A 13,172-nucleotide genomic window follows, 5' to 3' on the forward strand; every position below is an offset into this window, starting at 1 on the left:
CAAAATTTAAAGATCTACCAGCCACCTGCGACATATGTATTTTAATCAACAATATACATAAAAAAACTACTTGCAGTTTTCACTGCAAGTAGTTTTGAATTATTTCCAGACTTTTGTTAGTTCGAGAGTGAGAGCTTGCCTTGGTTTAACGTATTAATATCAGTAATTAAATTTGTATTGAAGTCCACTAGTAATTGTTCCGCCAGTAGTTCTGTCTCCAGCAAGAGAATAAGCATATTCAACATACAAAGCAAAGAAAGGTTTTGACAAAGCAACTCTTACAATTGCATTTGACTCAGCACCAATTTTTGTATAATTATTAATTGTATAGCTTCCATTTTCTGCTCCAGCAACTTGAACATTTACATCACCGATTGGATTTCCAAGCTCTTTGCTATAATCTCCTCTCAAAGATGTATCAAGTTTTAATTCATTCCCTAAGTCAAATATTTTTCCAAATTTCAAAGCACCAAGTATATTTGATTTTGTAGTTGAGTTTGCTTTAAAGTTTACAGAAGTTAAACCGATTTCATTGATTTCATCTTGCTGATTTTGCCCATAGTCAAATTGAACTTCTGGTAAGATGTACATGAATCCTAAATCAAAGTTTCTGTTTGCACGAACCAATGACCCAAAATATTTTCCTGTTCCAACTGTTTCAACATTATTTCCGTCAACAGTTCTTGTGATATCTCCGTTATAAGCTCCAATGTATGGGCTCAAGAAGAAATCAACTTTGCTTGACTCAAGTTTGTACGCAAAATAAATATTTGCTTGATAAAAATATGTATTCTCAAATTTCGACTTGTTCTCAAAAGTTGCGTTGCTTCGGTTTATAATTCCAAGACCACCGAATCTGAAATTTTTTGTTCCAAAAGTATCGAACCCAACGAACATAGAACTTTCATTTCCTTTATAACCTTGGAGTTTATTATCAACTCCTTTGAAATCAAAATTTCTAGTTTCAATTCCAACGACAGGACTTGTTCCTTCTTTTTCATAATCAAGAGTAGCATAATTATCAAAAATCATTTTGTTGTTATAAGAAGTTAAATCATAAACTAAATTTTGGTACGCAGGATAAAATTCAACACCAAACATATTTCTGATTTTATCTTCTGTCTGAGCAGCTGTTAAATCTGTTCTCAAAATTCCGTCATAAAATTTATCTTTGTTTGAGCTATTAGTATTTGTATAATTATCTTCTAAATATTTCGCAAGATTTTTATCAGATAAAACTGTGTCAAAACTTTTTCGCTCAAGATTTAAGTTTACAGCTTTTCCTGTTTCATCGTACGTAACATCTTTTGCCACAAAAAATTCTGAGTAAGATTTTAAGTTTGCTTTGAACCAATTAGATTCATTAGAGTTAGAATTTTGTGTGATAGCATTTTTTATAGTTCCAAAGTTTGCATAAAGAGGAACCATGTCTGGAGCTAAATAAATATCACCAGAAACATTTGAAGCAGAAAGTTTTGCATAACTTCCCATGACAAATTTTCCTTTTCCAAAGTGATTTACATTGAAGTCAGTTTGTATTTCCATATGTTGTTGACTTACAATTGTTCCTCCATCTAGGAAAAAAAGTCTATTACCTTTTTCATCTGAAATATTTCCAGTATTTTCAAAATAAATATCTACAACAGAACCATATGGAACTATTCCAATATTTCCAACTCCACCATTTACAATACCATAATTTTCCAAACTACCTTCTATCGTTATTGTAGCTCCAGATTTTATTCTAATCCCAACTGAATTTGTTGCTGTTGATTTAATTACTATTTTTGAGCTTGAACCCAAATATAAAGTACTCATATCATCAATATAAGCACCTATAGCTAAATTTCCATCTACATAAACTGTACCATAATTTTTTGCAATACCGCCATCAATTGCTCCAATTCCAACCGCACCATTATCAAGAAATTTTGCGTCAGAGATATTATCTCCATCAAGATTTCCAACAGCAGTTGAATAAACATTTATTATCCCCGCCACTTGATTGATAGCTATTGCTTTATTGCTTCCTTCAGCAACAATTCCAAATAATGCTTTACCACTAATATTTATAATTCCATAATTCTCTCCAATACCTTCTTTAACACCTATTCCTGAACTAAGTACAGATGAGGCACCAGATTTTTTCATTGTAATTATTCCTGATTCAAAATTTTTACCAGTTCCTGATTCTATAATCATTCCCACAATATTTTTATCAGTACTACTCAACTTTATAATTCCAAAATTATTAGTTTCTCCCTTTGATCTTATTCCATAAATTAATCCAGTTGAATTTTCTGAACTTTGTATTAATCCATAGTTCTCTATAAGACCACCATAAGCGTTATACATTCCTGCACTATAAAACAAAGATGTTCCATCAGTAAAATTTATATTTATTTTTCCTGACGGTGCATTAATAAGCTTTGATGTTTTTGAATTACTATAAAAGCCATAGGCACATTCTCCAAATGTAAGGCGAGTCTCTTGCAAATTTATTGTCCCATAATTTATTGCAATTGAGTTTTCTCCATCAGGTCTTAGTCCTATACCATTCCCTTTCCATATATTTATAATTCCATAGGTAGAATTTATTATTTTAGATTCATTTCCTGCATAAATTCCTACACTTCCATTTTCGACATCAATTTTTCCTTGGTTATATGCAATAGCACTATTTATTACTTTTATTCCATAACCATTTTTGACTTTAATCTCTCCAACAGAAGTATTTACAATAGCTCTTCCGAATCCATCAGCCAAAAATGCATAATCAGAATTATTTGTTATTATTGCAGAATTATAAATTGTCATATGACCCGATGTTTTATCCGCAACATATCCTTTGCCTGACTCAATAGTTTCCTGTCCTGAAATATTTATAACCTCTGCAGGTGGTGGAGTTGGAATAGGTGGCTCGTTTTTTTTATTTCTACAACCAACTAATAATAACATAATCATTATAATAGCAATTAGTAAATTATTTTTCATAATTCGCCCCTTTTAATTAAGAACTATTTTTTATTTCAAAAAATTGACCTTATAAAAAAATTAAATATGTATATAATTTTACAATTTATCTTTTATAAAATTTAAAATTTTTTTTAATTCATCTTCATTTAATAATCCAAATTTTATTGTTTTATTTTTATAAACAATTTCTAATCTCTCTTCTGATGGATGTAGAATATTAAATATTTGATGTGTTTCAAATGTTTTTTTTCTTATCTCTTTGATATCTTTTATATCTTTAAAAAGTAATTTTTTTTCTTTTGTTCTAACTATATTTTTTGTAATTATTTTTATTCCTTCATAATCAATCTCTAATATTTCTTGAAATAAAAATTGATTAATAAAAGTCAAAGTAAATATACAAATATATATAAAAGTAGGTAGAGCAAAAATATATTTATACTGCTTTGAAACTGTGACAAGAGAAAATATTTTCAAGTCAATGAATAGCATGAAGAGCATTACAAAAAACAAAATATAATTTTTAGATTTTCTGTTTTTAAATACTAGCATTTGAATTGCTCCTCAAAAAGATTTTTAAATTTTTCACATCTTTTTTTCCAATAATTTTTTAATAATTTCTGACATATTATCAGATAAAAATAAATTACTGATGAGACCATTAATAAAAAAACTATTACATGAAAAACTTTCATGTCTATAAGAAAAAAAACAAATGATAAAAATGCTAATATAATGATAATAATTATCAGACCAAAAAATAATCCTGTTTTGATAGCAGGAGCACTTATTGGAATTTGCGAAAAATATTTTGCTACTTTAAATAAAAATAAAACTAATAGCATACTAGAAAACGATATCATAGATTTTCCATTAATAGAAATTATAAAAAGTAAAAAAGCAAAAATTATTCCTATAAATGAATAAATTAAAAAAAACATTTTGTAGTCTATTTTGAAATTTGATTCAATACTTTTATTTCCAAATTCTTCTTCAAGCCCTTTGACAACTACATTTTTATTTTTATCCATAATACATTTTATTAATTTTCTTATTTGAAATTCATTCCAACCTAAAGATATTTTAAAACTTTTTTCTTCTAAACTCAGTTTTATCTTTTCTGCATTTGGTCTGAAAATAAAAACTGGTTTCAGCTTCATGCTAAAATTACTAAACTTACTAACAAATTCTGCATCAGGCAATACTTCAATTTCAAGTATTTTTGTAATCTCTATATTTTCTTTTTTGGATAATTTAACTTTTTTTTTTTAATTATAACATTTTCACCATCAATTAAAACAATCTCTTTGTTCAAAAATTGTAGCAAGCCTTTTATAAAAGCCACAGCAAATAATCCGAAAAACCATACTAAGATAGCATAAAAAAATGAAAAATCTCCATCATGTTTTTCTAAATGATACCCTAGAAATGGAACTCCTAACAAAAAAATAATGAAATAAAAAATAGTATAGTCAAAACATAATTTTGTTTTTTTTATTTTCAGTAGCATAAGTCTCACTTTCCTTTATATATTTATTTAATATTAAAATCAAATTTTGGAATATTATCATATTCTGTTCCAAATTTTTCGCGGTATAATTCTTTTAATTTATTTATCATTTCAATCTCAGATTTATAAGTATATGTTTTTCCAACTGAACCTCCAAGAAATGCTGATTCTCCACTTCCGCTTCCGCTTAATATTCCAGCTCCAAACTCTAAAGTATTTGTTCCTCCAGACATTGATAAATCTATTCCTGTTATAGACGAGAAAGCTTTAAAACCAGCATAAAAATTAAGTCCACCAATATCACTTGGATTATCTGTGCCAAAAACCACTGAATTATATTTTCCAGAAGTTCCAGCTCCCCCCATACCTACACCTAATCCTAAAACTATTTCCACAAAAAACACAGGCTCAAATGAATTATCATCACTATAAGCCCATCCCGAAATTAAAGTTGAACTTACACCATAGGCATATGCTCCATAACCTGAAACAAGCCATCCTTGTTTAAAAACTTTATACTCCCTATCATTCCATGGTAAACTATCCCCGTAATAATTCATACTACCTTGATCATATACAGGGCTTCTCCCAAAAAAATTATTAGCTTCTTCATCAGAATAACTATCCCATGGAATGAACCCTATTCCACTACCAATGTTATTTGCTGTTGATTCTGGGTTAGATCCATAATCATCATAATGATTAAGATGAGCAAGTTCATGGGCAAATGCTGCCATTAAATCACTAGCTCCATAACCATCTTTATTATTTAGAATCGCATTTAGTGCATCCATTCCTATTACTATAGTCCCTTTTCCACCATTACTTTCTCCATCAACAGTAAAAAAGTTATCTTTTGCTTGCCCAATAAGGTTTCCATCTTTATCATATGTATCTTTTTCACTAGTAGAAATTATTATTTCTGGTAATAATTCAGGATTTAAACCTCTTGAAAGCAAAAATCCATGAATTATTTTTTCAGTTGCAGCCTTTACTTCACTTGGCGTTTGTGCTTTTGCTAACAAATTAACATCTTTAGGATTGGCTTGCATGTACTGATACAAAATCTCTTTGTAAACATTTTCTCTCATTGTGTTTAATGTCCCACCTGATCCAGGATTAGTTAGAGAACCTATAAAATTATTTAAATTTTTTCGAGTCTTATCTACTTGATCAAATGTGTCAAAACTATATGATGCATTAACTTGTCCAGTTTGAAATCCTCCTGTTGACTCTTGAACTTTGCCTATATCTGTGTTGAAACCAAGAGACTCAGCTGTTCTTGCTACACCGCCAACAGTAAAATCACTGTTAACTGCCGTCGCATTATTTCTTTGAGTCTGATATCCACCGCCTGCTTGCACACTTACATTATTAATTCCATTGCTATCAAATGCAATGCCACCACCAAGATTGTAATTATAAGACTCATCATCTATATTTCCTATAGTTATGCTCCCAGCATCTATTTTTAGCCTGTTTTCAGTACTGCCAGAACCTACAATTGCACCTATATTTTTAAAGTTTTCTTTTGCAGTGATTGTCCCGCCATTTCTTCCAACAACACTAGTTTGGTTATTTACCCAATTGCTTTTACCACCATTAGTATTATAATTGAAAGAACCACTTGGGGCACCGGTTCCTAAATTTATTCCTAAACTTACTCCTAAACTTTCATTTTTTGAGTATGCATAATCTTGCCTTGACTCTATTATAACATTCGTTGCAGAAAAATCCAATATATCAGCATCTACATTTGCACCAGAGAATTTTAGATCTCCACCAGCATATGCTGCAAATGTCCCTCCTACATATACAGTAGTGTTAATGTTCTTCATACTACTAGAATTACCTCTTGATCCACCCGCAGACACAGTAATGTCAGCTTTATTATTTATACTTAATCCAACATTTCTTGAATTCGATTGGCTTCCTCCACGTTCTTCTGCACTTTGAAATGTAATATCTTTATTTGCAGCAACATAAAAATTTTGGGCTACATCAATGTCTGTTCCTGTAAAACTTACACTACCATTACTAGACATTACATATAAAGAACCACCAGTTCTAATGCTGTTTGACGAAACAGTTTCTTGGTAACCATGACTTTCGCTAGTTGACCCATTTATTCCAACACTTGCAGAAGCATAGTCATTCCAATTTCTATTGATAAGATTTACATCAGAAGATGCCCCATTTGCTTTTGCATTTCCACTTAAGTTTCCTTGGGCATATGGATCTAAAACTGTATTTGTTGCAGCTGCTCCATTTCTTATAAATCCTATAGCGTTAAAAATTGTATTAATTGTGGCTGCCCCACTCTTTGGCTGTTTATCAATTAATTTTTCAATATTTTTTGCTGTATTTACAAAGTTCACTATATTAGAATTTACCCCAGCATTACCTCCGATGCTAAGACTTTTAGAGGATCTGCTACTCTCTGTTACTCCTCTTGCAACGTCAAAAGTTACTCCGTTAGTCCCAGAAACAAAAGTATGACCTCCACTATACATGTCGACAGATGTGAAGTTTGCAGTGCCTCCATCTGCAATTACATATAAGTTGCCCTTTGCAGTCAAAGTACTTTGGTTTACAACTTGATTACTATATTTACTTTCTGTCTCAGTTTTTGCATAGCCAGCATTCACTGAGGCTGTATGGTCATCTGATCCTTTATAAAATCCACTTCTTGATTCTTTTTCACTATATCTAGTTTTTGTTGTTAGTATAGGATTAACTGTAACATTTGTCCCTATTATTTTCATGTCACCAAGACTAACTAAGTTAACACCAGTCAAGTTCACATCTTTTTTGGCTTGGTATACCACACCACCAGCACCGCCTAGTACATTTGAGTTTACTGCTTGTTCTCCTCCACCAGAAGTTTGTTTCTTATTATGAACAAATCCAAAGGCTTTTCTATCATTAATAGATTCATTGTTATAAAAAGAGTTTACCACTCCTGTCTGGTTTATGCTACCATATTGAGATATTACATGTATGGTTCCATATATTGAAGATTGAATATTTGAACCTACTATGTTCACATCATTACTCGCACTTACATATACACTTGCACCTGTTATATTAGAAGCATTATAAACTGAACCGCCACTACTAGTATTTTTTGTGTAACTTCTCCCAAAACTTTGTTTTTTCTTCTCAGAAGTATCTTGGTAGTATGTATTTTGACTTGCATATATATTAACCTTGTTTTTTGCATTTAAGACGACTATTCCACCAGCATTTAAATCTGAACCAGTGATATTTATATTATTGGTTGCACCAACACGTATTGAACCAGTAGAATATATAGCTGATCCAACATATTGTGTTCCACCGCTATTGTTTCCGGCACTACCACTTGATTCAAAACTTAATGCAATGGAGTCCAAAACAACATCTTTTGCAGATATAATTACGCTACCAGTTGAAACATACTTTGATTCTTCTTCAGAAAGATTTGGATCATTTGGAGGGGCTTGTGCTTGAATAATTCCTCCATAATTTGCAACTGTCCCATTATTGGCAAACATGTAAACATCTCCAGCACCAGCTGATATAAGACCTATACTATCTATTCTATCTGCAAAATTACCAGCTTGTCCATATCTTCCAACTATGCTTTCGTTTACTATATTTCCTCTACCTGATTCTAAAAAAACCATTCCTGCACCACTGATGGTTCCACCTCTGTTAGTTATATCTCCAATAGAAGATATATAGATACTACCAGCTGTTATTGTTCCTCTACTAAGAGCTGTTGATTGATTTAAAAGATGGTCAATATCAAACATTTGTATTGGACCATATGCTTTTATATTACTAGTATTATCAAGACTACCTCCGTTCATTTGGATAAATCCACCAGAAGCTATAGTACCTGTTCCTACATTGTTATTTGCATTAGACATTGCAAGCAAAGTGTCTGGACAAAAAAATACCTGTGGAACTAAAACTTTAACTCCGTTGACTTCTTTTTCCACATACCAAACAATATCTTTCTTCAAATTTTTTATCTGTTCAGGTGAAAGAGAAATACCAATTGAAAGTTTTTGTTTCTCCATTTCATCAAGAGCATTATCTTGGAGCATCTGCATTTGTTCTACTTCGCTTGTTGCTCCGTTAAGATATCGCATTCCAGTCATATCTAGTATAGCTTTATTTACAAACTCTGTTTCATAGTAAGGATCACCTATGACTCTGATATCTTTTTCTGGATTGAAATTTATTCTTCCAAAAAAATAATTAGACCCATAGTAATTATCCATGTTTATATAATCTATATTTGTTTCTATCAAATAAGAAAAAGTAGGTTTTTTTTCTTCGATGATAACTCCAGTTGTAACATAAACTGAAATATTATCTCCTGTATCATCCGTATTTGCTGGAAGTGTGTTATCAACATTAGGTTTTGGCTTAACTTCTATTTTGCCAATTGTATAATCGCCTGTTGAATTACTATTTCCACCATTTAAACCAGCATTTAAAATATATGTTCCATTTAATCCACTTGGAATTTGAATTCTATTTGTAGTATCCAAAGATCCACTCTGTATAACATTACCTCTACTAACATATAGGCTACCTGTATCAACAGGTGCTGAACCATGTCCAGCACCTGCACCGCTACTATAAATCGTTACAGCTTTCACACCATTTTGAATTTTTGTATCATGTAATATAATTCCACGTACAGCAGAAATTAATGAATCTGAAAACGATTTAACTTCTGTTGCTGTATTTTGTTCATTAGCAAGATAAGGTACATCATGATAACCATAGTCAACACATACCCCCCAAATTGCCTCATCACAATATCTTTCATTAACGTTATACCATCTTTGCCACCAAGTATTAACATCAAAAGAATAAGTACTTACTTCATTAATTATTGTAGGCGTCTTAAATTCTATTATATTATCAGAAAGAATATTTGCGTCTTTATTATGAACCTTATTTTTTGCAACTAATTGGACATTAAACCCTTTTAATGATGAGCTATACTGAACTTTATTAGTAAAATCAGTTGTATTATATCCAGTCATTTGCCAGCTGCCTTGCATATCTCTCCATATTGGGTTACATGCCATAGCAGTAAGTTCATCATAAAAAGCCTGATCTAATAAAAACTTTTCTGGAGCAGAGCCATCTATATGATTTACATCTAAACCTTCTAAAAGCACATACCCTATATTATTTATTGATGTGGCTGAAATATACAGAAGATTTCCTGCATCAATAGTACCTGCAGTAATTATTCGACTTCCATCAGTATTATTTATAATATTAACTAAATTATTTACATCACCTTGGGCTGTAATATAAATATTCCCCCAACTAGAAAATATTCTGTCATAATTTGTCATATTTCCACTTAAGCTTATATCTGTATTCACAAGCGAAAATATAACAGAATTTGAATAGTTAAGTAAATTTCGTCCTGTTATTGATAGATTAAGTCCAGTTGATATTTTTCCGTAATTGTTAATATCAAGTGCTGTAAGATACATGCTTTCCCAAGAATTTAATTGACCGTTATTAGTTATAGTTCCGTTAGTCACTATAGAAAGCTCTCCATAACTTTGTAGCTTGTGATTATTGGTAAAATTATTTGTCATATTTAGCTTTATACTACCAAAATTCACAAAATCTTTTGGCAAGCTAACTGAACGAGCATTTACTGTAAGTAACCCATTTGTCTGATAACCTTCAAGAATAAAATCTGCTATTCCTAAATTTAATAATAACTCATTCCCAGAAATAATATTTCCGCTACCATTTAAAATATTTGTAGCATATATATTAAAAGCAGATTTTCCGTCATATGCTATAATTTTACCAAACCTATTATCTAGTATAGAATTACCTTGATTAATGTAAATGTTTTCACCTTCAATGATACCGTAATAATTAGTTAAATTATTAAGTGTCAAATTAGATCCAGAAATAGTGCCGTTTGTATTATCAATATTCCCTAAAATTATATCCCCAGATGCACCTATTGTAGCTGTATTTATAGTTTTATTATTATTCGTTATATTTCCAACTGCTACAATTGAAGTATAGATACTACTATATATATTATTCAAGTCACCATTGAACAATATATTTCCGCTCGCAATTATATTCCCGGTGTTTAAAGTTTGACCAATTGTTATATTCTCATTTGCAAAAATACTTCCAGAATTATAAATGGTTCCTATGAATAAATTTTGTCCTTGCATTTGACCATTATTTTTAATTTCATTTTTAACTGTATAATTTGAATCAATATAAGATATTATCTGACCATTATTTGTTAAATCTTCAGAAATTACAATTAGATCTTTAGCGTTAGCATAAATAAGACCAGAGTTAACGATATTGTTACCGTTTAGTTTTATATCACTACTCATTATAGTCCCATCATTCGTAAGATTATTCCCAGATATATATACTGACTCTCCTCCATAAAAAGTTCCAGAGTTAAATATATTCCCAAAATATATTGATAAATTATTACCAGCAATAGTACCATAAGTTCCTGAGTTAGAAATACTTCCACCTGTGACTAAAACATTGCTTCCAGAAATTTGAGCATCAGTGTTTTTAATATTTCCAAAAATTGTTAACTCTCCATTACTTACGATATTACCATAATTATTTACATCTCCATAAAGAGCAACATTAGTTATTGCCATCACAGTTCCGTATTTGTCATTTTTAACATCACCATTTATAGAAAGAGAAACAGAATAAATAGTACCACTATTCAAAATAACATTTCCATTTATTAATAAAGAATTATAGCTTATAAGTTGCCCACTATTTAAAACATCTCCAAATAAATTAAAATTTTCTGTGCCAAATACAAGTCCTTCATTTATCAAATTTCCAATTAAAGTTATATTGTTTGATTGTATATTGCTTTTATTGAATATATTACCGTTTATATTCAATGAATTTCCACTAGAAATTTGGCCTTCGTTATTCACTTCACCATTTAAATAAATATTACCAGTGATATATGTTGTATTTCCGCTTGCCATTATTCCAAAATTATTTACATTACCATTCAAATAAATTTGACTTTCACCAACAATTGTTCCATTGTTTTCAGTCTTTCCATTAACATTAATTATATCAGCATAAGTAACATAATAGTTATTAAAATCTTTAGCAAAGTTTAAATTCGTACCTTGAATAATCCCATAGTTTGAAACAACGTCAGACATTTTTATGATTCCGCTAACAATAATTCCATTTTCTAGATTATCAAGAAAAGAATAAAAATTTAACTCTTCGTCACTAGCTATTTGTCCGTTATTTGTAGTATTGCCTTTTATTTCCATTAATCTTTTACTGTAAATTACCCCTGTAGAAGTATTTATTAAGCTACCATTTATAGTCAAATTGTCATCTGTGATTATCTGATTAGTATTTTCAACTGATGAGTTTAATTGCAATGAGTTTTTTCCATAAAGTAATCCATCATTTACAACATTACCATTTATAAACAGATTATTTTCACCAATAATATTTCCACTATTTGAAACATCGCCATTTAATACAAGTTTTTCTTCTCCTGATAAATATCCAGTGTTATATACATTCCCTAACACATCAACTGACAGACCATAAAAATATCCGTCATTTGATACGTTTCCTTTAGCAAGAAGAGTTTTTGACCCTATAACATTCCCTTGGTTGGTGATGTCTCCATTTAGTACTAGATTTTCTTCACCATATAAATATCCAGTGTTATATACGTTACCTAACACATCAACTGACAGTCCATAAAAATATCCATCATTCGACACATTTCCTTTAGCAAGAAGAGTTTTTGATCCTATAATATTTCCTTTGTTGGTAATATCTCCATTTAATATAAGACTTTCTACACCAACTAAGTGACCTGTATTGTATGTGCTTCCTGATATGTCAGCTAATAACCCATAAAAGTAACCACTGTTAGAAAGGTTTCCTTTAACTATTAAAGAATTATTTGATACAATGGATCCACTATTTTCTTCAATATTACCAGTTATTGCTATTTCTTTCCCAAAAATATTTCCAGTATTTTTTACAATGCCTTTTATATTTGTATTTTCTCCTGCACCTGTATCACCATTATTTTTAAGTGTTCGAGCATCTACATATAGATTTTTTTCTGCATAAACTCCTTCTGAAACAGTTATTTCTTTTCCTTTGATATTAATATTTGCTTTTGCCATAACTTTACTGAAAGCAATATTTCCATTAACATCTATACTGACATCTCCAGCACTTGCAAGCATCTCTGCAGAACTATTTACTCCAACTCCAGCCTCTGTACTTACAAGGAATATTCTTCCTGAATACATAGAACCTAAAGCTTTTGCATCTAAAGCTATTTCTGGTTTTGTGTTTGTGTTATCTCCTGTTATTGTAACTACTCCATTGGTGTTGTAATCATAATTGTTAGTTCCTAGAACCATTCTTAATTCATCTTTTCCATATATTGGTCCATTTAATTCTGCTGTTCTTGCTATAATGTCAAACTTTGATTGATTAGTTCCATCAAGCCCCATACTACCTACAACAAACATACCTTTTCTTACATTAAATCCTTGTAAAGTTCCATTTGAATTAAAATTAGGTGTTCCTGTTGTAAGTGTTACTTTGTTCATATTTATAAATCCTGCACCATTTACAAAAATACCAT

Annotated in this window: 5 protein-coding genes; all 5 read right to left on the bottom strand. The window is 30.5% G+C overall.

Annotated elements, in window-relative coordinates; genetic code table 11:
• Positions 1-159: 159 nt before the first annotated feature.
• The 5 genes from ACRC03_RS05605 to ACRC03_RS05625 all read right to left on the bottom strand — a co-directional run bounded on the left by ACRC03_RS05605 (position 160) and on the right by ACRC03_RS05625 (position 13,137).
• Complete coding sequence (locus tag ACRC03_RS05605; protein WP_438651573.1) at positions 160-2,994, bottom strand: hypothetical protein; 2,835 nt, start codon at positions 2,992-2,994, stop codon at positions 160-162.
• Between the two features lie 78 nt (positions 2,995-3,072).
• A complete protein-coding gene (locus ACRC03_RS05610) occupies positions 3,073-3,366 on the bottom strand; it encodes a hypothetical protein (RefSeq protein WP_438651574.1) in 294 nt (97 codons plus the stop codon).
• Positions 3,367-3,521: 155 nt separating this feature from the next.
• Positions 3,522-4,178: a hypothetical protein gene (locus ACRC03_RS05615; protein WP_438651575.1), complete on the bottom strand. Its 657-nt coding sequence runs from the start codon at positions 4,176-4,178 to the stop codon at positions 3,522-3,524.
• A 29-nt stretch (positions 4,179-4,207) separates the two neighbouring features.
• On the bottom strand, positions 4,208-4,486 hold the full coding sequence (locus ACRC03_RS05620) for a hypothetical protein (RefSeq protein WP_438651576.1): 279 nt from the start codon (positions 4,484-4,486) through the stop codon (positions 4,208-4,210).
• A gap of 23 nt (positions 4,487-4,509) precedes the next feature.
• Positions 4,510-13,137, bottom strand: a complete 8,628-nt coding sequence (locus tag ACRC03_RS05625; protein WP_438651577.1) for a hemagglutinin repeat-containing protein — start codon at positions 13,135-13,137, stop codon at positions 4,510-4,512.
• Positions 13,138-13,172: the final 35 nt, after the last annotated feature.

Origin of the sequence: Romboutsia sp. (assembly GCF_051659545.1) — a bacterium.
In the GTDB taxonomy this organism is placed as follows: domain Bacteria; phylum Bacillota; class Clostridia; order Peptostreptococcales; family Peptostreptococcaceae; genus JBOFOR01.